Raw genomic sequence first — 23,038 nt, forward strand, 5'->3', positions numbered from 1 at the left:
GGACGCCCTGATGTACGAGGAATTCTACGGCTTTACCGAGCGCCCTTTCCAGCTCACCCCCGATCCCGCTTTCTATTTCGAAAGCATCACGCACAAGAAGGCGCTGAGCTATCTCGGTTATGGCCTCAACCAGGGTGAAGGATTCGTCGTCATCACGGGCGAAGTTGGCGCGGGTAAATCCACGCTGGTTGCGCATCTCAAGCAGAAACTGGACGACCGCCGCATGACGGTGGGCGAAGTCGTGACCAGCGCGCTCGACGGCGAAGAGATGATCCACGTCGCGGCACGCAGCTTCGGCCTCGATGTCGAAGGCGGCGACAAGGCGAGTGCGCTGGCGGCGATTGAACTGTTCCTTCATGAAGAGGCGCGAGGCGGCCGCCGTGTCCTGCTGATCGTCGACGAAGCGCAGAACCTGTCCATCGGCGCGCTCGAAGAATTGCGGATGCTGTCGAACTTCCAGCTCGGCTCGCACCCGCTGCTGCAGACGCTCCTCCTCGGCCAGCCGGAATTCAAACACCTGCTTGCCCAGTCGGACGAACTCGAACAGCTGCGCCAGCGCGTGATTGCGGCACATCACCTGGAGGCCATGCAGCCGGGCGAGATGGAGCCTTATGTCACCCACCGCCTCGAACACGTTGGCTGGACCGGTAATCCCGAATTCGCCAGCGCGATCTGGCCGCGCCTGCACAAGGCGACGCTCGGCATTCCGCGCAAGGTGAACCAGGTGATGAACCGCCTTCTGCTGATGGGCGCGCTCGAAGAACAGTCGATGCTCGAAGTCGATATGCTCGACGCGGTGATCGAAGAGATGAGCGGCGATGCATCTGCCGAAGCACAGGAGGCGCCGCAGCGTGCGCGTCCCGATCGCAACCTGCCTGCCTCCGATGCGATCGCAAAGGCTCGTACGGAAGCTGCCCCCGCCATGTCGAAAGCCGACGAGGCTGCTCGCAAGAAAGGCCTTCTCGATCACCAGATCGAAGCGATCGAAGGCGCATTCGCCCAGCGGGACAAACACATGGCGGCGCTCCGCCGCGAGGTGGAAAAGCTTGCCGCCGCCAAGGATAGCGAGGGTGCCGTGCCCGAAGATCTCGACCAGCGCCTCTCCGCCATCGAACAGCGCCTCGACGACCAGGAACGTTCGCTGCGTCACGTGCTGACCATGATGATCGACTATTTCGAGTCGACCGGAACCCGCGAAGCGGCGTGACGGCGTCGGAGGGGGCGTCCATGAAACCGGGTAAAATCGTGAACGGCCTGTCGGTCGACGTCGAGGACTGGTTCCAGGTGGGCGCTTTCGAAAAGACCCTCAAGCGCGAGGATTGGGACGGGCTGGAACTGCGTGTCGGCGACAATGTCGCGCGCATCCTCGACCTGTTCGACGAGGCTGGGGTTAAGGCGACCTTTTTCACGCTTGGCTGGATTGCCGAACGCAACAAGGCCGCCATGCGGGCCATCGTCGAGCGGGGTCACGAACTCGCCAGCCACGGCTATGACCACACGCGGGTATTCACCTTCACGCGACAGCAGTTTTCCGACGATCTCGCGAAATCGCGCGCCATCCTCGAGGATGCGGGCGGGTGCGCGATCACCGGCTACCGCGCACCGAGCTTCTCCATCGATGCGCGCAACGCCTGGGCGCACGAGGTCCTTGCCGAGCACGGCTACGCCTATTCCTCCAGCGTCGCACCGGTGGTGCATGACCACTACGGTTGGCCCGATGCCCCGCGATTTGCCTTCAATCCGGTTGCGGGCAGCGACCTCGTCGAAATCCCGGTGACCACCGCCGTACTCGCCAACCGCAGGCTGGCAGCGGGCGGCGGGGGCTTTTTCCGCGTGCTTCCATATGGCTTCAGCCGCTGGGCCATCCGGCAGGTCAATCGGGAGGAAGGTCGTCCGGCGATCTTCTACTTCCACCCATGGGAAATCGACCCCGAGCAACCGCGCGTTGCCGAGGCGCCGCTGCGTTCGCGCCTGCGCCATTACACCAATCTCTCGCGCATGGCGGGCAAGCTGGGCGACCTGCTTGAGGATTTTTCCTGGGGTCGCATGGACGAGATTGCCCGGATCGAACGGGCGCGCGCCATGGACTGGGCCGCGTGAATGCGCCTGTCGCCGTGAATGTATCGGTCGCGCTTGCAGATATCGGCAGCGCGCAGGATCGCGCGCGCATCGAGGATTTCGTGCACGATCGGAACGGCAACGTTTTTCAGCGTCCAATGTGGCTCTCCGCGATCGAAGCGGGCACCGGTCAGAAGGCTTTGGGATTGGTCGCGGAACGCGGCGGGGTAATATGCGGGTGGTTGCCGCTCAGCGACGTCCATTCGCCGCTGTTCGGCAGGGCTCTTGTATCGAGCGGTTTCGCGGTCGGCGGTGGCCCTCTGTATTCCGACGAGTTGGCTCTAGAGGCGCTTCTTGCCTCGGCTGCCGAACTCGCCATGCGGAACAGCGTCTCGACCATAGAGCTACGCTCATCAGAAGCGGTCGAAGGCTGGGACCTGATCGAAGGTCAGCACGCTGGCTTCGAAAGACCTCTCGAAGGCGACGACGAAGCGCAATTGCTCGCCATCCCCCGCAAGGCGCGCGCGGAGGTTCGTAAGGGCTTGGCCAACGATGTGGAGGTCACTGTCGGTCGCAGCGAGCAGGATCTGGAGGCGCACTACCAGTGCTATTCCGAAAGCGTGCGCAACCTCGGCACACCGGTCTTCCCGCGCAGCCTGTTTGCGGCCGTGATTGAGGCGTTCGGGGACGACGCGGACATCCTCACGGTGTCGCACGAGGGCCGCCCGGTCTCGAGCGTGCTGTCGCTCTATCACGATGGGGCGGTCATGCCTTACTGGGGCGGCGGCCGCTGGGAAGCGCGGAGCCTGCGTGCGAACGAGCGGATGTATTACGAACTGATGTGCCATGCCCGTCGCAAGGGAATGGACCGGTTCGACTTCGGTCGCTCCAAGACCGGGAGCGGTCCCTTTGCATTCAAGAAGCACTGGGGATTCGAGCCGGAGCCGCTCACCTATCGGCGCTGGACTGCGCCGGGGGTTGAGGCGCGCAACATCGACCCCACCGACGAAGGCTATTCGGCCAAGATCGAGCTCTGGAAGAAGCTGCCTCTTCCTGTCGCGAATCTGATCGGCCCGTGGATCGCACGCGGTCTGGGTTAGGCATGGGCGACATCCTCTTCCTTGCGCACCGGATGCCGTTTCCGCCTAATCGCGGAGACAAGATCCGCTCGCATCACTTGATCAAGGCCCTGGCGCGCCTTGGCCCCGTGCATGTCGGCACATTTGCCGAGACGCAGGAAGACCGCGATCATTGCGCCGAGCTGTCCACTATCGCGGCGTCGAGCCATGTGGCGGACAGGAATAAGCCCCTGGTGCTCGCAGGCATTCAGGCGGTCTTATCGGGCAAGTCAGTGAGCCTCGCAGCTTTCCATGACTGTGGCTTGCAATACTGGGTAGAGCAGACGCTTGCCGCAAACGCGATCGACACCATCGTTATCTTTTCGGGGCAGATGGGTCAGTACCTGCCGGATAGCTTCGATGGCCGCGTCGTCATCGACCTGTGCGATGTCGATAGTGCGAAGTTCGAGGCCTATGCCGAAGCGGGAATCATGGCCTGGATCAACGCGCGGGAGGGGCGCTTGCTAGCCGCTGAAGAAGAGTGGCTCGCCCGGCGCTCCGATGTGACAACCCTCATAAGCGAAAGCGAAGCCGATCTCCTGCGTTCGCGCTTGGCGCCCGAAACCTCCGCCGAAATCCGTGCCTTCGGAAATGGCGTCGACACGCATTTCTTCGATCCGCAGGCCGACTTGCCACCTTCGCCATTCGAGCAAGCTGGCCCCAATATCGTGTTCACGGGGCAGATGGATTACGCCCCCAATGTCGCTGCGGTGGAGCGGTTCGCCCATCACGTCCTCCCGAAGCTTGTCGCCGCGCACGGAGCGCATTTCCACATCGTCGGGCGCGCGCCGACAGAAGCCGTCCGCGAGCTCGGGACGCTGCTCAATGTGACGGTATGGGGCGCAGTGCCGGACATGCGACCGTTCCTCGGCGCTGCAGACGCGGTCGTCGCACCTCTCTCGATTGCGCGGGGCGTGCAGAACAAGGTCCTTGAGGCGATGGCGATGGCGCGGCCGGTCGTTCTTACCGCAGAGGCGGCAACAGGTATCCCTGCAAGGGATGGCGAACACTTCTTGGTTGCGCGGGATGACGCTGCCATGATCGAAACCCTGGAAAGTTTGCTGGAAGGTCGTCTCGACGGTGGTGCAATCGGAGCGAATGCGCGGCAATTTGTGGCAGACGAAATGAGCTGGGAGGCCATTTACGAGCAAGTGGGCGAGCTTGTTAGGCCGTCAGGGAAGAATAGCCGTGCAGCTTGATCTCGCTCCTGCAGACACACCGGCGGCAGAGGGTCGGAACTGGTCGGGCGCAGTCGTGCGCATGCTGCTCGCTTGGGCGGCCCTGTTTGCACTCACATTCCGAGAATGGACGCGCATGGCGCACCAGTGGTGGAATATCGATACCTACAGCCACATCCTTCTCATCCCGGCGATTATAGCCTGCCTGGTGTGGCTGCAGCGCGAGGAATTGCGCAAGATCCGTCCCTCGGCAGGGTGGATCGGGTTTGCATGGCTGGTCCTCGGCCTGGTCGTCTGGCTTGCGGGGCGTGCACTCGACATCAATCTGATCGCGCAGGCAGGCACGCTGGCCGCATTCCAGGGGGCAGCGATGGCCCTGATCGGCGCGCGCGCCAGCCTCGTCCTCGCCTTTCCGCTGTTCTATTCCTCATTTCTGGTGCCCTTCGGCGACGAGATCATCCCGCAGCTTCAGGCGATTACCGCGCACATCACCACATGGCTGACAATTGCGAGCGGGATCGAAACGGTTTCGGATGGGATCTATATCGACACGCCTGCCGGACTGTTCATCGTGGCGGAGGCCTGTTCCGGGGTGAAGTTCCTGATCGCGATGGTGACGCTCGGCATCCTTGTCGCGCATGCCTGCTTCAACAGCTGGAAGCGGCGGTTCTTGTTTCTGTTTGCATGCGTAGTCGTGCCCATCATCGCCAATGGCATAAGGGCGTGGGCTACCATCTTCATCGCGCAATATGTCGGCGCGGAGGCGGCGGGCAGCTTCGACCACATCGTCTATGGCTGGTTCTTCTTCGGCATCGTGATCGCGCTGGTGCTGGGTGTGGCGTGGCGCTGGTTCCAGCGCGACCCGGAAGATGCGGGGTTCACCGCTGAAGAGGCTACCCGATTCCCGGCTATCGAGAGGTTCGACGGAGCACCCACTACCGCGCGTGTCGGCCTGGCTATCGCAGCGATGCTAATCGCTTTTGCCGTTCTGGTGCGTCTGGTCTAGGGCACTCCGCCATGTGCGGGATCGCGGGTATCTTCCATTACGAGACGGTGAAGCCGGTCGATCCAAAGCGGGTCGAGGCTATGACCCTTGCACTGGCCCATCGGGGGCCGGACGGGGCGGGCGTATGGACTGCGCCCGGCGTAGGCCTGGGTCATCGACGGCTTTCGATCATCGATCTCGAAGGTTCGCCGCAGCCGATGCATTCGGCAGATGGCCGCGCGACGATCGTATTCAACGGCGAGATCTATAACTACCGCACACTTCGCCGCCAGCTTGCGCAGGACGGGGCAAAGTTTCACACCGAAGGCGACACCGAGACCATCCTCGCCGCCTGGCAGAAATGGGGTCCGGATTGTCTTTCGCGTCTCGATGGCATGTTCGTCTTTGCTTTGTACGACCATGACCGGCGCCAACTGTTCATCGCGCGCGACCGTTTGGGTGTAAAGCCACTCTACATGGCTCAGCTTCCCGGAGGGACACTCGGCTTTGCGAGCGAGTTGAAGGGCCTGATGGCACACCCGACGATGCGGCGGGACATCGATCCGCTCGCGATCGAGGATTACATGACCTGGGGCTATGTCCCCGATCACCGCGCGATCCTGAAGAATGTCACCAAGCTGCCGGCCGGGTATTTCATGTTGCTCGACCACGGACGGCCCCTGCCTGAGCCCAGACGATGGTGGGATGTGAGCTTCGAGGCGAGGGCGAAGGGCAAGACCGCCGACCGCTCCGCCGAATTGCTGCACCTGATGCGCGAAGGCGTGACCAGTCGCATGGTCGCAGACGTTCCGCTGGGCGCCTTCCTATCCGGCGGGGTGGACAGCTCCTCTGTCGTCGCCCTGATGAGCGAGGCGAGCAATCGCGCGGTGACGAGCTGCTCGATCGGCTTCGATGTCGAGAGCGTCGATGAAACGGCCCACTCCCGGCAGGTGGCGGAACTGTTCGCGACGGGCCATCATGAGCGCATCGTATCGTCCGACCAGTTCGGCGAGATCGACCGCATCGCCGCTATCTTCGACGAGCCTTTTGCCGATGCCAGCGCCCTGCCGACCTTGCGGGTCTGCGAATTGGCAAGGGAGCATGTTACGGTTGCCCTCTCCGGCGACGGGGCGGACGAGGCCTTTGCAGGCTACCGCCGCCATCTGTTCCAGCTGAGGGAAGAGCAGGCGCGCTCGGTTCTGCCGGCAGGGCTCAGAGGCGCTATATTCGGCGCGCTCGGCAAGGCATGGCCAAAGGCGGACTGGGCGCCGCGCCCCTTGCGCGCGAAAACGACTTTGCTGTCCTTGGCTGAAAGCGGGGAAAGCGGATATGCGCGCGCCCTTGCGATCCTTTCACCGGAGCTGCGCGAAGGCCTTTACGGAGACGCGCTGCTCAAGGCGCGGGGTGATTACCGCGCCGAACAGTCCTTCGAAAAGCTGATGCGCGATGCACCGGCGCGCTCCGGCCTCGACCGGGCGCAATATGCCGACCTCAAATTCTGGCTGCCCGGCGATATCCTCACGAAGACTGATCGCACCAGCATGGCAGTCGGCCTCGAAGCACGCGAGCCGCTGCTGGATCATCGCCTAGTCGAGTTCGGTGCCACACTACCGCAGCGTGAGCGCATCCGTGGCAATGACGGCAAATGGCTGATGAAGCACACGATGGAGCGCTATCTCCCGCACGACATCCTTTATCGCAGGAAGCAGGGGTTCGTGACTCCGCTGGCGCAGTGGTTCCGCGGCCCGCTGGCCGACGAGGCGCGGCGTATCGCGTCGAGCAGCCTGCTGGTGGACAGCGGTTGGTTTCAGCGCAATGCGCTTGTCCGCCTCGCGGAAAACCATATCGAAGGGCGGTCCGACAACGGTCGCACCCTGTGGCAATTGCTGATGCTGGAGCGCTCGCTGCGCCACCTGCGGCCGAGCGCCTAACCCGCCAGGCCGTGGCCCCGCGCCATGTAATCCGCGCTCTGCATTTCCTTCAGGCGGCTGACGGTCCGCTCGAACTCGAACGATCCATCGCCCGATGTGTAGAGGTCTTCCGGCTCCGCCGCGGCGGTGGCGAACAGCTTCACGCTATTTTCGTAGAGCGCGTCGATCAGCTTGGTGAAGCGGATCGCTTCGTTGCGGTTCTCCGGTGACAGGCGCGGGATGCCGACGACGATTACCGAGTGGTATGCATGCGCGATGGCGAGATAATCGGCAGCGCCGCGATTTTCGCCGCAGAGGCGCTTGAAGCTGAACACGCCGACGCCCTTGAAGCTTTTGGGCACATGAAGGGTTCGCCCGCCGCCGAGGTCCAGTTCGCCGCTCGGCACATGCTCTGCATCTTCGGGAGCGTAATCGGTAAGCCGGAAGAACGCCTCCCGCACCTGCGCGGTAGCTTCATCCCCCAGCGGCGTGTGCCAGGTTGCCAGATCGCCGAGGCGGTCGAGGCGATAGTCGGTCGGCCCGTTGAGAGGCACCACATCGAGCTCTGCCTGCACCAAGTCGATGAACGGCAGGAAGAGGGAGCGGTTCAGGCCGTCCTTGTAGAGATCGCTCGGCGGGCGGTTCGAGGTTGTGACGATGGTCACGCCTTCATCGCAAATCAGTGCGGTAAACAGGCGCGCCATGATCGCTGCATCGGCGGTGTTGTTGACCACCATCTCGTCGAACGCGAGGCAACGGACGTCGTTTGCGATCCGGGCGGCCACAGGCGCTATCGGATTGCCCGCGTCCTTGGCCCGCTCGTCGCGGATCATGCGGTCCAACTCGAGCATGAATTCGTGGAAATGAACCCGCCTCTTTTCCGCGATCGAAAGGCTCTCCACGAACAAGTCCATCAGCATCGACTTGCCGCGCCCGACGCCGCCCCACATGTAGACGCCTTGCGGCCGCGTTTTCTTTGCCTGGAACAGTCGCGAGAGGAGACCGCCGGGCTCGTCGGCCTCGAGGTCTTTCTGGAGCCTGTCGAGCCGCTGGGCAGCGCGCCTCTGGTCCTGATCCGGCTGCAATTCGCCTGCCGCCACCAGGCGCTCGTAGCGGGCGAGCATTCCGGTCATTGGGGGAGGGGGCGCGGGCGCATCTTTTTTACGATGCCGGAGAAGGCGCAGATGACATCTTCTTCCTGTACGACCGAGCCCCGTACGAACACGAGACTGCCTGTCTCGCGAACGATTTCACATACTGCGTCCAGCGGCCGTTTCGGATCGCCACCACCGACAAACTGGGTGGAAAGTTCCAGTGTGACCGATGGGCCTGCGTTACCCGTCCCGATCGTATGCATGGTCGTGAATAGGGAGATGTCGATCAGGGACAGCGAAACCGCCCCGTGAATGATGCCCTGCAAGTTTTCGTGCCGGCGTTCCGGGAACATCCGCAGGCGGGACCGCCCGTCTTCGTCGACGCGAGTGATGAGCTTGCCCATCACGGCGCCGTTGAAAAGGGTCTGGTCTTTCAGGTTCCAGTGACGCCAGCCCGGGTTTTCCGGATCGGGGCCATGTTCGAAAACGGTGTCGGGCAGGACCACGTCAGATTGCGCGTTCGGCCATCATCTTCTTGGTTTCCGCGATTGCCTTTGCCGGGCTGAGACCCTTGGGGCAGACATTCGCGCAGTTCATGATCGTGTGGCAGCGATACAGGCGGAAGGGATCTTCCAGCTGGTCCAGGCGCTCGCCGGTCATTTCATCGCGGCTGTCTGCGAGCCAGCGATAGGCCTGCAGCAGGATGGCGGGGCCGAGGAACTTGTCCGAATTCCACCAATAGCTGGGGCAGGCGGTCGAGCAGCAGGCGCACAGGATGCACTCGTACAGGCCGTCGAGCTGTTCGCGCTGTTCGGGGGTCTGGAGCCGTTCCTTGCCGCTGGGCGTCGGGCTGACGGTCTGCAGCCAGGGACGGATCGAGGCGTATTGTGCATAGAAATGCGTGAAATCGGGCACCAGGTCCTTCACCACTTCCATGTGCGGAAGCGGGGTGATGCGGATTTCTCCCTTGAGGTCGTCGATCGCCGTGGTGCAGGCGAGGCCGTTCTTGCCGTTGAGGTTCATCGAGCAGGAACCGCAAATGCCTTCGCGGCAGGAGCGACGGAAAGTGAGCGTGGGATCGATCTCGTTCTTGATCTTGAACAGGGCGTCGAGAACCATCGGGCCGCACTCGTCGAGATCGATCTCGAACGTGTCGTAGCGCGGGTTTTCGCCGCTGTCGGGATCGTAGCGATAGATCTTGAATTTCTTTACCCGCGTCCCGCCGTCTGCCGTATGCGCACGGCCCTTGCCGCTGATCTTGGAGTTCTTGGGGAGGGTAAACGTAGCCATTTTCAAGCGATCCTGTTGCTTTACGCAACCCATCTAGCGGTTCGAGCGAGTGGCGCAAGGCCCGGAACGGCCAATTTTCAGCGGACTTGCGTGCAAAACACGCACATGGCAGCGCATCGAAGTGCACATCGCGATTTACGACCTCGACCGGACTTTGACCCGCCGTCCGACCTTTACCCCGTTTCTCGCCTTCGCGGCGCGGCGGCATTCGCCTTGGCGACTTGGCCTCTTGCCCGTCTGGGTCATAGCCATGATCGGTTACCGGATGGGTATCTACTCGCGCACTGCGCTCAAGCGGTTCGGGATGAAGCTGATGCTCGGCAATGTCCGGCTCGACCGGTTGGAGGAGATCGGCGACGGCTATGCCGGGGCACGCATCGAGCATCCGGGCCTGATGCCGGCAGTCATGAAACTGGTCGAAGAAGACCGCAATTCTGGCGCCAAAATGATGGTGGCCACTGCTGCTTTCGACTTCTACGCTCAGTCCTTTGCCACCCGTCTAGGGTTCGAACATTTGATCGCAACACGCTGGGACGGCTCGCAAATTCCGGGCGGGAACTGTTATGGCGAGGTGAAGAAGGACCGCGTCCTCGCATGGTTTGCCGAACAGGCCATTGACCGCGATGCGGCGCATGTGCGGTTTCTCAGCGACAGCTTCGCCGACGCTCCTTTGCTCGACTGGGCGGACGAGCCCCTGTTCGTCACCGGTTCGCCTGCCGAGGCCGCGAAGGCGAGGGCACGTGGCTGGAAAGTTATCGACCCGCTTGCTCCTTGACGGCGTCGGCAATCGCGTCTGCCGCGCGCTCGCTGGCCGGCCGATCGCCGAGGTCGATGGTATAGGAAAATAACTCGACCTGCTTATCGCGATATTCGGATGCGATGCGCTCGTAATCGGGCAAGAGGGCCGCAAGATCGGCGGTGGTTTGGACGACGGGGCCGGCGTCCCAGAACAGGTGCCATTCGTCGTCTTCCTCCAGCTTCTCGCGGCGGCTGTCGTAGAAGAATGCGGCGCGCGGACGGGCGAGGAATTCGTAGATCTGGCTCGACACGTCTCCGATATAGCCATCGGCGGCGAGCGTGTAGCTCATGTCGAACAGGCGCGGTGAATTGACGTCGATTAGGACGTTTTCGGCTTCGAGTGCCTCTTCCGGCACATCCGGACGCTTGCGCGCGATCTTGTACTCGGGCGAGACGTGAAGCTTTTTCTTGAAGAGCATCACGTGCGGCGCGAAGATGAGGTTGAAGTCCTTCCCCGCATCGCTCGCGAACCATTTCAACAGCTCCGGTCCCTCGTCGTACCAGCTGGACAGGTTCGGATCGAAGTGCGGGTTGTAAACGAAGGTCGGGTTGTCGTTGTCGAAGAAGCGCGGCTTGGCATCGAGGTCGATGCCCTCGAACTTGGGATATCCGACGATGACGAGCCGTTCGCGCGAGACGCCGTGGGCGACAAGCTGGTCGACGACCTTCGGCCCGGCAACGAAGCTGCGGTCGAAGCGCGTGTAATCGGGATGGTAGGCCACGCTGCGATCCCCGGCGCCGTGCGGAACCTTCGCAAAATAGGGCATGCTGTCTTGCGGGAGGTGCTTCTTCAGCCGCAGGCAGGTCCGCTCGGTCGAGATCATCATGTTCGCGCTCGCAAACAGCGCAATGTTGGCGCGCAGGCGCATCAGGCGACTTGCAGGAAGCACGCGGTCTAAAATCGTAGCGACAGCCCTGCGCCAGCCGGGCAATCTCAGTTCTTCCCAGCGGATCAGCTGAGCCGAGGCGGGCTCGATGAGTTCCTCCAGGCGGCCACGTATCTCGGGAGTCGCATAGGCAACCACCGTCTCGATATCGGGATGCAATCTGGCCGTCGCGGCGGCGATACCGGCAAGGTGAGCAACCTGGTGACCTGCGTCGTGATTGAAAAGGAAAATGGCCCGCATGGCAGGCGCCATAGTGCGGGCGGTGGGTAGTCGCAAACCATGCAATTGCGCCGCAAGGACAATTCGTTCAAAGGTCCGCGTCATGCAGCCGGCTTCAGAACCCGCAAAAAGACGTGACGGGTTGTCCAATATCCTGCGCAACCTTGCCTGGATTCTCGGTGGCAAGGGGTTCGGCGCGGTCTGCAGCTTCTTTTATCTCGCCATCCTTGCCCGTTCGCTTGGGCTGAAGGATTTCGGCCACTTCTCACTGATCTTCGGCACTGCGCAGGCGCTTGTAGCCGTCGCCGGCTTCCAGACCTGGCAGACCCTGGTGCGGTTCGGCGCCCAGCCCGTTCTCGAAGAAGACCATCCCAGGTTCGGTCGTCTGATCTGGTTTTGCACCTCTGCCGATGTGCTCGGGGCGATCACGGGCTGCGTGATCGCGGCCTTGCTCTATTTCGGGTTCGCGGAAATACTCGAGCTGAACCCCGAATATGTGACGATGGGCTTCCTGTTCGCCTGCGCCCTGATGTGGTCGCGCCTGACCACGCCGAGCGGTATCGTCAGGGTTCTCGGACGTTTCGACGTGGGAATGTATATCGAAGCGGTCGTTCCCACCGGCCGCCTAATCGCCAGCGGCATCATCCTCTGGACGGGCGCGAGCGTGGGGAAGTTCCTCTTCGCCTGGGCATTCTTCGACCTGCTGTCCGCCGCCCTTTACTGGATCGCCGCACGGCGCCTTGCCCCGCAAGCGTTCCACCGCAGGCACTTCGGGCACTGGAACCAGATGCTGCGCGAAAACGAGGGGGTCAGGAGCTTCTTCGGCGTGACCTACGTTGCAACCACGCTCGACGCGGCCGTGCGGCAGGGTCCGCTACTCGCCGTCGGTTATTTCCTCGGGACGTCGGCTGCGGGTCTATACAGGCTTGCAGATCAGCTGGCCCAGGGGGTGAAGCAGTTCGCCGTCCTCATCGCGCGCGCCGTCCTGCCGGAGTTCGCTATTTCATCCATGGCGGACGAAGCCCATCGCTTCGAAGGCCTGGTCAGGAAGGTCACCCGGATTGCTGCCCTGGCCGGAGTTACCGTGCTTGTGCTGGCGGTGTTCCTCGGTGAACCGCTGCTCGTCCTTATCGGCGGCTTCGACTATGCGCGCGGGGCCGTGGTGCTCATTCCGCTGGCCGTCGGCGCCGCGTTTGAACTGGCCAGCGTGTCTTACGAACCGATGCTCTATTCCACCGGCCATGCGAAATACGCCCTGCGCGTTCGCGTGCTGGCCCTTGCGGTTCTGGTCGGCGCGATCCTTGCCTTCGTGTCGTCGGGCCCGGTCGGGGTTGGTTGGGCGGTGGCGCTGGCCATGAGCATTTTCTACCTCGCCATGAGCGCGACCGTGTGGGTCATTCTACGCCAGCTCCGCAGGAAGGCGGCTGCGGCGTGACCTACTCGGCATTGATACTGGCGGGCACGCGGCCGGGTGGAGATCCGCTGGCCGGAACCGAAGGAAAACCGCACAAGGCCCTGATCGAGCTCGAGGGCACAGCGCTGCTCGAGCGTGTGTCGGCTGCGTTACGAGAGGCAGGTGCGGACCGCATCGCGGTATCCTGCGATCACCCGGACGTCGTAGCCCTGGCTCGCTCGCTCGATCTGGAGGTTCTCCCCACCGGCCAAGGGCCGAGCGAAAGCACGGCGATCGCATTTGCTGCGCTGGGTGCCCCACTCCTCGTGACGACCGCGGACCATGGCCTGCTGAAGCCCGAATGGGTCAGGCACATCGTCGATACCACACCGCGAGCGGCAGACCTGTCGATCATGCTGGCAGAGCGCCGCGATATCGAAGCGGCCATGCCCGGATCGAAGCGGACCTACCTTCGCCTTGCGGACGGTGCATGGTCCGGGTGCAACCTGTTCTACCTCCAGCACGAAGGGGCAGGGCGGGCCATCGAAAACTGGAAAGCGGTGGAGGCCGACCGCAAGCGCCCGTGGCGTATCGTGCGCCGTCTGGGTGTTTCCACGCTCCTCAAATACGCGCTCGGCCGCTTGTCGATGGCGCAGGCTATCGAGATGCTAGGCCTGCGGATGGGGGTGCGGGCAAGTCTCGTGAAAGCACCTGACGGCCTTGCCGCAGTCGATGTCGACAAGCCGCAAGACCTCAACGATATCCGCGAGTTACTCCGCAAGGGACGCGCATAGACGCCAAAAGCGGTTTTCACCGCCATTTTTTCAGGCATAGTGCGGTCAAAACGTGGGGAGAGAGCGTTTGGGCTTGCGCAGTCTTTACGACCGGCACGTCATGCCGAGGATGATTACCCTTGCCTGCGGGCAAAAGGGGATCGAGGAAAGGCGCAGGCAGGTAATTCCGCTCGCCGAAGGCCACATTTTCGAACTGGGGTGCGGCGGCGGCCTCAACCAGCCACTCTACGATCCCGACCGCGTGGAAAGCTTCGCTGGCATCGACCCCAACGAAAAGCTGCTCGCAAATGCACGAGACAGGGCGCGCGAGCGTGGCTGGAGCGCCGATATTCGTGAAGGCGTCGGGGAAGATATTCCGTTTGCAGACAGCACGTTCGACACGGCGGTGTGCACGTACACGCTTTGCAGCGTCGAAGACCCTGCCAAGGTGCTGGGAGAATTACGCAGGATATTGAAGCCGGGAGGGCGGCTGCTGTTCCTCGAACATGGGCGCGCGCCCGATGCATCGGTTGCCAAGTGGCAGGACCGGATCGAACCTGTCTGGAAGCCGCTGGCAGGCGGATGCCATCTGACGCGACCGATCGGCTCTGCCCTACGCGGCGCAGGCTTCGAAGTGGAGCCGCTGGGCCAAGCCTATCTCGATCGTGCGCCCAAGGTGATGGGCTGGATGGAATGGGGTGTGGCCCGCCGGGCCGGGGTCTGAAAGAAAACCGCCCACCTGACAGGAGCCAGGCGGGCGGTTAGCTTCAAATTATTCGCCGAAAGTGCGTTGCCACCAGCCGCGCTTGGGCTTGCCGCCGTCGTCGGATGACTGGTCGTCCTGCTTCGCTGCCGCCTCGGCAGTTTCGGGAGTGCCTTCGGGACCGGCGACGACGGGCATGTCTTCCTTGACCTGCTCGGCTACGTTTTCGGTGACCTTCTTCTTGCGCGTACGCTTGGGCTTGGGCTTCTCTTCAGCCTCGGCAGCGGCCTCCGCAGGTTCTGCCGGAGCCTCGTCCGCCTTCTTCTTGCGAGTGCGCTTGGGCTTCGGCTTTTCCTCGGTAGCATTGTCACCCGAAGCTTCGTCCGCAGCCTTGTCGTCGGCCTTTTTCTTGCGCGTCCGCTTGGGCTTCTCGGCCGGAGCTTCCTCGGCAACGGCCTCGGTGTCATCGGCCGCCTTCTTCTTGCGCGGGGCCCGCTTCTTCTTGGGCTTTTCCTCTTCGGCGGCCTGCTCGGCAGTTTCCGGAGCGTCCTCGGGACCGGCGACGACCGCCATGTCCTCGGCCACCTGCTCCGAAACCTGTTCAAGCTTCTCGGCGTCCTCAGCCGTTACCTCGTCGGACTTGCCGCCGCGACCGCGACCACCGCGCCTGCGCCCGCCGCGACGGCGGCGCTTCTTCGGTTTGTCGTCACCGTCGTCGTCTTCGGAATGCGCGTCGTTATCGCTATCCTCGTCGGACTCGTCTTCGTTGTTGCCATCCGAATCCTGCTCGCGGTTCCGGTTGCGGCCACGTCCACCGCGGCGACGACGGCGCTTCTTGCGCGGACGGTCATCGTCTTCGTCCTCGTCCGAGCTGTCGACGAACTCTTCTTCGTCGTCGTCCTCGTCATCGACGATAGTGTCGAACTTCGGCGCGTCCTTGGGCTTGGGGCCGTGGCTCGACACAGTCATCTTCGCGCCTTCGTCTTCGCCTTCCGGCACGACTTCGGCAATGACGCCATAACGCTGTTCGATCTCGATCAGGTCGTTGCGCTTTTCGTTGAGGAGGTAGACGGCGGCCTCGGTGCTGGCTGCAAGGCGGATGCGCGAACCCTTACCCTTGGCAGCCTCCTCTTCGATCAGGCGCAGGGCTGAAAGACCGGCAGAGCTGGCCGTGCGGACGAGGCCCGTTCCGTCGCAGTGCGGGCATTCGCGCGTGGTCGCTTCGAGCACGCCGGTACGCAGGCGCTGGCGGCTCATTTCCATGAGGCCGAAGCTGGAGATGCGGCCCACCTGGATACGCGCGCGGTCGCTCTTGAGCGCATCCTTCATAGCGCGCTCGACCTTGCGGGTATTCGAATGGTGTTCCTGGTCGATGAAGTCGATCACGACGAGGCCGGCCATGTCGCGCAGGCGCAGCTGGCGGGCGATTTCCTTCGCCGCTTCCAGGTTCGTGTGGAGCGCCGTCTGCTCGATATTGTGCTCCTTGGTGGAGCGGCCCGAGTTGATGTCGATCGAAACCAGGGCTTCCGTCGGATTGATGACGAGATAGCCGCCGCTCTTCAGCTGGACGACCGGATCGTACATCGCCTTGAGCTGGTCTTCCGCGCCGTAGCGCTGGAACAGCGGCACCGGGTCGACATATTGCTTAACCCGGCGCGCATGGCTGGGCATGAGCATCTTCATGAAGGCCTTGGCGGATTTGTAGCCTTCCTCGCCTTCCACCACGACTTCCTCGATCTCGCGATTGTAGATGTCGCGGATGGCGCGCTTGATCAGGTCGCTGTCCGAGTGGATCAGCGCGGGCGCCGCCGACGACAGCGTTTTTTCGCGGATCTCGTCCCACAGGCGGGCGAGGTAATCGAAGTCGCGCTTGATTTCGGTCTTGGTGCGCGAAAGGCCGGCAGTGCGAACGATCAGGCCCATGGTCTTGGGCAGGTTCAGATCACCGACGATCTGCTTCAGGCGCTTGCGGTCGCTGGCGGAATTGATCTTGCGCGAGATGCCGCCGCCGTGGCTGCTGTTCGGCATGAGAACCGTGTAGCGGCCGGCGAGGCTGAGATAGGTGGTGAGGGCAGCGCCCTTGTTGCCGCGCTCTTCCTTGACGACCTGGACGAGCAGCACCTGGCGGCGCTGGATGACGTCCTGGATCTTGTACTTGCGACGCAGGGCCATGCGCTTGGCGCGGGCTTCATCCACTTCCTTCGCGCGGCTGCGGCCCTTGCCCTGGCGGCGGCCACGGCCACGGCGCGAGCGGGACTTGGACTTCGAGCCGTCGTCCTCGCTCTCTTCATCGTCGTCGCCATCGTCCGAATCTTCGTCATCTTCGCCGTCGAGATGGCCTTCCTCGATCGTTGCGACCTTGTCCTTGTCGGAGGTGTCGACTTCTTCGAGGCCGTCTTCGGCGAGGTCTTCAGCAAGCGCTTCGGAGCTTTCATCCTCGGCGTCGTACTCTTCGCCGGGCAGTTCGCCGCGCTCTTCCTCTTCGGCGCGCAGGCGCTGTTCTTCCTCGGCAGCTTCCGCTTCGGCGGCGAGCAGCGCGGCGCGGTCTTCCTTGGGAATCTGGTAATAATCTGGATGGATTTCGCTGAAGGCGAGGAAGCCGTGACGGTTGCCGCCGAAATCGACGAACGCCGCCTGCAACGAGGGTTCGACCCTCGTGACCTTGGCTAGATAGATATTTCCTTTGATCTGCTTCTTGTCGGCAGATTCGAAATCGAATTCCTCAATCCGGTTTCCCTTGAGGACTGCCACCCGGGTTTCTTCCTGGTGGCGCGCGTCGATGAGCATGCGCGTTGCCATTAATTATTCTCCATGCGCGGCGGGGCGGGGCGAGCCCGTCCTTCCTGCTGCGCGATTGTGTGTGAAATCCGCGTCCCATTGGTGGAATCGCGGCATTAGCGGTCCGGTTCAGAACACTGCGATCGTCTGTCCGGATATTCGTGTCTGCATCCGACGCACTGCGCAAAATCTGCGCCCCTGCATCCGTCGCGGCAGCCGTCTTGCCGAAGATCGGCGCAGGGACTGCGGAAAGGGATGAGTGCGTTCTGTGCATCAACCTGTACAAATAAGGGCCACGCCAGGATGGCGGGGCGAATACGATATCGGCGACCCTCTTCGTCGCGACTTACGCGCCGATCGGAGGCACCGAACCGATATGAGGAGCGCTAGCACCGTGGGTTTCGATCGGCAACTATATTGCGCATAAGGTGCACGAAGCCTTAAGGTTTTGGTGACCATGAAATCGATCATGCATCTCGCCGCGCCCCTTCTCGTCACGGTAACTGCGCTTGTCGCAACGATCGGTGTCGTCGTTGGCGGCGGATTGGCCGCGGCGGAGCCGGGTCTGGTGCTGAGGGCAGCTTTGCCGGGCAAGGCGGTCGAGCCCGAATTGCCCGAGGTTCGCGGTGAGGCGGAATTGCCTCTGGTTGTTATCGACCCCGGTCACGGCGGCTTCGACCCTGGCGCCACCGCATCCGGCTACCGAGAAAAGACGCTCGTACTCGGCTTGGCGCGGGCGCTTCGCGACGAGATCGAAGAGAGAAATATCGCGCGTGTCGCCCTTACACGTGACGATGATCGATATCTTCTTCATTCGGAACGGTACGGATTGGCCCGCCGGCTGAATGCGGACCTGTTCATTTCCATCCACGCCGACAGTGCAGGGGAAGCAGGAGAGGTCGAGGGGGCAAGCATCTACACGCTGTCCGATCGCGCATCGAGCGCGGCAGCGGCCCGGTTCGCCGCGCGGGAAAATGCCGCCGACACGTTGAACGGCGTATCCCTTGGCGGGGCCAGTGCGGAAGTGAACGAAATTCTCGTCGAATTGTCCCGGCGGCGGACCCGCGCCGAATCCGACGAGTTTGCGAGGCTCATACAGCGGGTAGGCGAAGGGAAGGTGCAATTTCATCCCCAGCCGCGGCATTCGGCCGACCTGTTGGTTCTGCGCGCGCCCGACATTCCGTCTGTGCTTTTCGAAAGCGGCTTCATCACCAATGAGGAGGATGCAAAAAGGCTGGCTTCGGCCGAGGGGCGGGAAGACTTTGCCGAGGTGATGTCCCAGGCAATCGGGCTGTATTTCGCACGCCAGCAGCAGCGCTCGTCGCAAATACAAATGTAGGTATAGCGCGCCCGATAATCGGCGTGCTAGAGGCCTGCTTTGATCATGGATTACGCCAGCCACCTCCAGTATTACCGCGACCGCCTCACCGGCGATCCCGTGCGCTTTGTCAATTGGATGCGCGAGAACTGGCATGACAACCAGCGCTTGCGCGTGTTGACCTATCTGATCGGCATCGCGCTGATGCTGCTGGTGCTCTTGTGGGCATCGCTTGCGCGCAACCTGCCGGATGCTGAATCCCTTCTCGAGTACGAAACACCGCTTCCCTCTGTTGTGCGAGGTGTGGATGGAGAAATCGTACATTCATACGCGCGCGAGCGGCGCGTCCAGCTTCAGTACGTCGACTTTCCGCAGCCGATGATCGAGGCTTTCCTTTCGGCTGAGGACAAGACGTTCTTCAGCCACGGCGGGGTCGATTTCACAGGCACGGTCAACGCAGTTTTCGATTACGCGACCAAGTACGGATCGGGCGAACGGGCGGTCGGCGGATCGACCATCACGCAGCAGGTGGCGAAAAACCTCCTTCTTGGTGACGAGTATTCGGTCACCCGGAAGGTGAAAGAAATGATCCTCGCTCAGCGGATCGAGCAAGTCCTGACCAAGCAGGAAATCCTCGAGCTGTACCTCAACGAGATTCCGCTCGGAAGACGTAGCTTCGGTGTCCAGGCAGCCGCGCGCGCCTATTTCGACAAGGACGTCGACGAATTGGACCTGCATGAAACCGCGTTCCTGGCGATCCTTCCGAAAGCGCCTGAAAGGTACGGCCGAGACCGCCATCGTGATCTTGCCGTCACGCGTCGCAATTTCGTCCTCGACCAGATGGTGGCCAATGATTTTATCACAGTCGCCGAAGCGAATACCGCGAAGGCGCAGCCGCTTGGCCTGGTCCAGCAGCGCAGCGAACGTTCGGCCGATGCCGGCTATTTCCTCGAAGAGGTTCGCCGTCAGTTGATCTCGGAGTTCGGCGAAACCGCCGATGATGGCGGGAATAGCGTTTACGCCGGCGGCTTGTGGGTGCGCACGTCGCTGGACGTAGAGCTTCAGGACGCGGCGCGCGATGCTCTTAGGGCACAGCTGCTGAGCTATCACGGCAATCGTGGTTTCACGGGTCCGATTGCAACGCTGAACCCGGAGAATGGTAGCCTGCACTCGCAGCTCGCCTCTTCGAACCTTAGCATCAATTACGAGAATTGGCGTGTCGGCGTCATCACCAAGGCCGGCAGTTCGCCGACGATCGGCCTGACCGATGGCGAGGACTATGCGCTTTCGGGCGCCCCGAACACGCTCAAGGTCGGCGACGTCGTTGCTGCAGAGCCATCGGGTTCCGGTTACCGGCTGCGGGTCGTGCCCGAGGTGTCGGGCGGCTTCCTGGCGGAGGCCCCGCAGACTGGCCGGGTCCTCGCAATGCAAGGCGGGTTCGACAGCCGCTTGGGCAGCTTCAACCGCGCCACGCAGGCCGATCGCCAGCCGGGCTCGACCATCAAGCCCTTCGTCTACGCCTCTGCGCTCGACAACGGCATGACGCCTGCCACGCAGGTTCCCGACCAGACGTTCTGCGTGTGGCAGGGCGCACAGCTGGGCGAGAAATGCTTCCGCAACTTCGGCGGCGGTGGCGGTGGTGAACATACGCTGCGCTGGGGCCTCGAACAGAGCCGCAACCTGATGACCGTCCATATCGCCGACGACACGGGGATGCAGAACGTTGTCCAGACGATCTCACGCGTCGGTATCGGCGATTACGAGCCCTATTATTCCTTCGCTCTCGGAGCGGGGGAGACGACCGTGGCGAAGATGGTCAATGCCTATGCCGCGCTTGCGAACTGGGGACGCCAGAACGAAGGGTCGGTCATCGATTACGTGCAGGATCGCCGCGGAAAAGTGATCTACCGCACGGACAAGCGCGAATGCACCGGCTGTAATATGGCGGAATGGGACGGGCAGCCGATGCCCCGCTTCGAACCGCCCGGCAAACAGGTCCTCGATCCGCGCACCGCTTTCCAGATGGTCCACATGCTGCAGGGCGTCGTAACGCGCGGTACCGCCGTGCGCCTGCGTAGCCTTAAACTGCCGCTCTTCGGCAAGACCGGGACCACCAATGGTCCGACCAATGCGTGGTTCGTCGGGGGCACGCCCGATATCGTTGCGGGCATGTATGTCGGCTTCGACCAGCCACGGAACCTTGGTGGCTGGGTGCAGGGCGGCAATACCGCGGCGCCCATCATGAAGCGCTTCGTCGAAGCTACGAAGGACCGCTGGACATCACCCGATTTCGTCGCTCCTCCCGGCATTCGCATGGTCAAGATCGACCGCCGGACCGGCAAACGCGTGTTCGACGGCGAGCCTTCGAAAGATCCCAAGGCATCCGTGATCTGGGAGGCTTTCAAGCCTGATACCGAACCGCCGCGTTCGACCCGTTCCGACGAGATGGCCGCGCAAAGGGCCGAGATCCTCGAGCTAATCAAACGGGCTCGCGAGGGGGTACGCGCGAACCGTCGGGTCGAAGCCGAAGGCCGCGACGATTCCGCCGGCGACTTCGTCGAAGAGAATGAGGGGCTCTACTAGCCAGTCCCCTCCAACCCGGCCCGCGCAGCTTTACAATTGCGGCCTGCGCGCTAGGTGGGCGAACCAACGGAATACAAGGAATTCGACTTATGCGTGCCGAAGGGCAGGCCAATATCGACCGTATCGAAGCTGCTCTCGCGCTTGTGCGCCAGTCGCTCGACTGGGACCACGCGCTGCGCCAGCTGGACGAGCTCGACGCGCGGGTCCAGGACCCGACCCTGTGGGACGATCCCAAGCAGGCCCAGGCCATCACGCAGGAGCAAAAGCGCCTCGAGACCGCGATCAACACGGTGCGCGAGATCGAGAGCGAAATGGGCGATGCCATCGAGTTCGTCGAAATGGGCGAAGCCGAGTGCGACGACGATATCGCCAATGAAGGGCTCGCGAGCCTTGCCGCGCTCGCCGACCGGGCCGACCGCGACAAGGTGCAGGCGCTTCTTTCCGGCGAGGCCGACGCCAACGACACCTACCTGGAAATCCATGCAGGCGCGGGCGGTACCGAAAGCAACGACTGGGCGGAAATGCTCTTTCGCATGTACGCGCGCTGGGCGGAACGCCGCGGCTTCAAGGTCGAGACGGTGGAATACCAGGCCGGGGACCAGGCCGGCATCAAGTCGGCAACGCTGCTGCTCAAGGGCGAAAATGCCTATGGCTACGCCAAGACCGAAAGCGGCGTCCACCGCCTCGTCCGCATCAGCCCCTACGACAGTTCAGCGCGGCGACACACCAGCTTCTGTTCGGTCTGGGTCTATCCGGTGATCGACGACAATATCGACATCGAGATCAATCCAGCCGACCTCAAGATCGACACCTACCGTGCATCGGGTGCTGGCGGTCAGCACGTCAACACGACCGACTCTGCCGTGCGTATCACTCACCAGCCGACCGGTATCGTGGTCGCCAGCCAGAACGACCGCAGCCAGCACAAGAACCGCGCCACCGCGATGAACATGCTGAAAGCACGCCTGTTCGAGCGTGAGATGGCGGAACGCGAAGCGGCTGCATCCGGCGAATATCAGGAAAAGAGCGATATCGGGTGGGGACACCAGATCCGTTCCTACGTCCTGCAGCCGTACCAGATGGTCAAGGACTTGCGGACCGGTGTTACTTCGCCGACTCCCGACGACGTTCTGGACGGCGCGCTGGATCCGTTCATCTCAGCCGCGCTCGCGCAGCAGGTCACTGGTGAAACGGTTGAGGTGGAGGACGCCGAGTGAGGCGCGCCTCGCTCCTACTGATTGCGTTCGGCTCGCTTGCCAGTTGCGATGCGGTCATGAGCGACACAGAAGGCGGACCTGTGTTCCCCGAGCCGGACAGGCCCGTTTCCGAGGTCGTCTCCTACCAGTTCTCGACTGAAGATGCCCGCGACAGCAGGGGCGAAGCGCAGAAGGTCATGGACCTGGCGGAAATCGAGCCCGGCATGACCGTGGCCGACATCGGTGCGGGTAACGGCTATTATACGGTTCGCCTCGCGCCGCGCGTGGGCGAATCCGGACGGGTGCTCGCACAGGACATCGACCCCGAAGCGATCCAGAGGCTGGGTCGACGGGTAGAGCGCCAGCGGCTCGACAATGTGTCGATCAGGTTGGGCGAACCCAGCGATCCGCGTCTGCCGGACAACAGCTTCGACCGGATTTTCATGGTCCACATGTATCACGAGATCCAGCAGCCCTACGAGTTTCTGTGGAACATGTGGCCGGCCTTGCGGGACGGGGGACAGGTGATCGTCGTGGACGTCGATCGCCCGACCGACCAGCACGGGATCGATCCCCTGCTGCTGTCGTGCGAATTTCGCCGGGTTGGTTACGAGCTCGTCGCATTCAAGGACGCGCCCGAGCTTTCGGGGTACTATGCACAGTTCAAGGCAGCGGCTAACAGGCCACAGCCGGAAGAGATAACGCCCTGCCGCGCAGATAGCGGCAACGAGGGCTAGGCACGACAACGTGCCCAATC

At 62.6% G+C, this 23,038-nt stretch carries 19 protein-coding genes; 14 read left to right on the forward strand and 5 right to left on the reverse strand.

Annotated elements, in window-relative coordinates:
- Positions 1–10 precede the first annotated feature (10 nt).
- From GRI34_RS04115 to GRI34_RS04140, 6 genes are read left to right on the forward strand one after another with little or no spacing between them, the layout of a single operon-like run.
- Positions 11–1,207, forward strand: coding sequence for an XrtA/PEP-CTERM system-associated ATPase (locus GRI34_RS04115; RefSeq protein WP_160594852.1), 1,197 nt, complete (start codon positions 11–13; stop codon positions 1,205–1,207).
- 20 nt (positions 1,208–1,227) lie between these two features.
- On the forward strand, positions 1,228–2,100 hold the full coding sequence (locus GRI34_RS04120; protein WP_160594853.1) for an XrtA system polysaccharide deacetylase: 873 nt from the start codon (positions 1,228–1,230) through the stop codon (positions 2,098–2,100).
- Positions 2,097–3,158, forward strand: coding sequence for a FemAB family XrtA/PEP-CTERM system-associated protein (locus GRI34_RS04125; protein WP_160594854.1), 1,062 nt, complete (start codon positions 2,097–2,099; stop codon positions 3,156–3,158). The genes GRI34_RS04120 and GRI34_RS04125 overlap by 4 nt, the downstream gene beginning before the upstream one ends.
- 2 nt (positions 3,159–3,160) lie before the next feature.
- Entirely contained in the window at positions 3,161–4,375 is a 1,215-nt protein-coding gene (locus tag GRI34_RS04130) for a TIGR03087 family PEP-CTERM/XrtA system glycosyltransferase (RefSeq protein WP_160594855.1), read from the forward strand.
- Positions 4,365–5,360, forward strand: coding sequence for an exosortase A (gene xrtA / locus GRI34_RS04135; protein ID WP_325065181.1), 996 nt, complete (start codon positions 4,365–4,367; stop codon positions 5,358–5,360). The genes GRI34_RS04130 and xrtA overlap by 11 nt, the downstream gene beginning before the upstream one ends.
- Before the next feature lie 11 nt (positions 5,361–5,371).
- A complete protein-coding gene (locus tag GRI34_RS04140) occupies positions 5,372–7,270 on the forward strand; it encodes an XrtA/PEP-CTERM system amidotransferase (protein WP_160594856.1) in 1,899 nt (632 codons plus the stop codon).
- Here GRI34_RS04140 and zapE read toward each other — a convergent pair.
- Genes zapE through GRI34_RS04155 form a run of 3 tightly spaced genes read right to left on the reverse strand, consistent with a single transcriptional unit; the run spans position 7,267 to position 9,633 of the window.
- Positions 7,267–8,382, reverse strand: a complete 1,116-nt coding sequence (gene zapE / locus GRI34_RS04145) for a cell division protein ZapE (RefSeq protein ID WP_160594857.1) — start codon at positions 8,380–8,382, stop codon at positions 7,267–7,269. The two genes, GRI34_RS04140 and zapE, sit on opposite strands and share 4 nt — an antisense overlap.
- Positions 8,379–8,849 carry a PaaI family thioesterase gene (locus GRI34_RS04150; RefSeq protein WP_160594858.1) on the reverse strand — a complete coding sequence of 157 codons (471 nt, stop codon included), beginning with the start codon at positions 8,847–8,849 and terminating at the stop codon, positions 8,379–8,381. Before GRI34_RS04150 ends, zapE begins: the two co-directional genes overlap by 4 nt.
- A 1-nt stretch (position 8,850) precedes the next feature.
- Positions 8,851–9,633 carry a succinate dehydrogenase iron-sulfur subunit gene (locus tag GRI34_RS04155; RefSeq protein WP_090479401.1) on the reverse strand — a complete coding sequence of 261 codons (783 nt, stop codon included), beginning with the start codon at positions 9,631–9,633 and terminating at the stop codon, positions 8,851–8,853.
- Between the two features lie 121 nt (positions 9,634–9,754).
- On the opposite strand from GRI34_RS04155, the gene GRI34_RS04160 reads away from it, so the two are divergent.
- Entirely contained in the window at positions 9,755–10,408 is a 654-nt protein-coding gene (locus GRI34_RS04160; protein ID WP_160594859.1) for an HAD family hydrolase, read from the forward strand.
- Here the strand turns inward: GRI34_RS04160 and GRI34_RS04165 are convergent.
- Positions 10,386–11,558 (reverse strand): hypothetical protein, encoded by a 1,173-nt coding sequence (locus tag GRI34_RS04165; RefSeq protein WP_160594860.1) that lies wholly within the window; start codon positions 11,556–11,558, stop codon positions 10,386–10,388. The two genes, GRI34_RS04160 and GRI34_RS04165, sit on opposite strands and share 23 nt — an antisense overlap.
- Positions 11,559–11,640: 82 nt before the next feature.
- Between GRI34_RS04165 and GRI34_RS04170 the strand changes: the two genes are divergently transcribed.
- The 3 genes from GRI34_RS04170 (at position 11,641) to GRI34_RS04180 (ending at position 14,427) form a co-directional block, all read left to right on the forward strand.
- The gene (locus tag GRI34_RS04170) at positions 11,641–12,972 is read left to right on the forward strand and encodes a lipopolysaccharide biosynthesis protein (protein WP_160594861.1); all 1,332 of its coding nucleotides are present in this window, start codon (positions 11,641–11,643) and stop codon (positions 12,970–12,972) included.
- Complete coding sequence (locus GRI34_RS04175) at positions 12,969–13,724, forward strand: nucleotidyltransferase family protein (protein WP_160594862.1); 756 nt, start codon at positions 12,969–12,971, stop codon at positions 13,722–13,724. The genes GRI34_RS04170 and GRI34_RS04175 overlap by 4 nt, the downstream gene beginning before the upstream one ends.
- Positions 13,725–13,833: 109 nt before the next feature.
- Positions 13,834–14,427, forward strand: a complete 594-nt coding sequence (locus tag GRI34_RS04180) for a class I SAM-dependent methyltransferase (RefSeq protein ID WP_325065182.1) — start codon at positions 13,834–13,836, stop codon at positions 14,425–14,427.
- Positions 14,428–14,475: 48 nt separating this feature from the next.
- On the opposite strand, the gene GRI34_RS04185 is transcribed toward GRI34_RS04180, so the two are convergent.
- Positions 14,476–17,205, reverse strand: a complete 2,730-nt coding sequence (locus GRI34_RS04185) for an Rne/Rng family ribonuclease (RefSeq protein ID WP_160594864.1) — start codon at positions 17,203–17,205, stop codon at positions 14,476–14,478.
- 436 nt (positions 17,206–17,641) lie between these two features.
- On the opposite strand from GRI34_RS04185, the gene GRI34_RS04190 reads away from it, so the two are divergent.
- The 4 genes from GRI34_RS04190 to GRI34_RS04205 all read left to right on the forward strand — a co-directional run bounded on the left by GRI34_RS04190 (position 17,642) and on the right by GRI34_RS04205 (position 23,018).
- Positions 17,642–18,523, forward strand: coding sequence for an N-acetylmuramoyl-L-alanine amidase family protein (locus GRI34_RS04190; RefSeq protein WP_160594865.1), 882 nt, complete (start codon positions 17,642–17,644; stop codon positions 18,521–18,523).
- A 117-nt stretch (positions 18,524–18,640) separates the two neighbouring features.
- The gene (locus GRI34_RS04195; protein ID WP_199800228.1) at positions 18,641–21,085 is read left to right on the forward strand and encodes a penicillin-binding protein 1A; all 2,445 of its coding nucleotides are present in this window, start codon (positions 18,641–18,643) and stop codon (positions 21,083–21,085) included.
- An 89-nt stretch (positions 21,086–21,174) separates the two neighbouring features.
- Complete coding sequence (prfB, locus tag GRI34_RS04200; RefSeq protein WP_160594867.1) at positions 21,175–22,302, forward strand: peptide chain release factor 2; 1,128 nt, start codon at positions 21,175–21,177, stop codon at positions 22,300–22,302.
- A gap of 56 nt (positions 22,303–22,358) precedes the next feature.
- On the forward strand, positions 22,359–23,018 hold the full coding sequence (locus GRI34_RS04205; protein WP_160594868.1) for a class I SAM-dependent methyltransferase: 660 nt from the start codon (positions 22,359–22,361) through the stop codon (positions 23,016–23,018).
- Positions 23,019–23,038 lie beyond the last annotated feature (20 nt).

Source organism: Qipengyuania aquimaris (genome assembly GCF_009827445.1).
GTDB lineage: Bacteria > Pseudomonadota > Alphaproteobacteria > Sphingomonadales > Sphingomonadaceae > Qipengyuania > Qipengyuania aquimaris.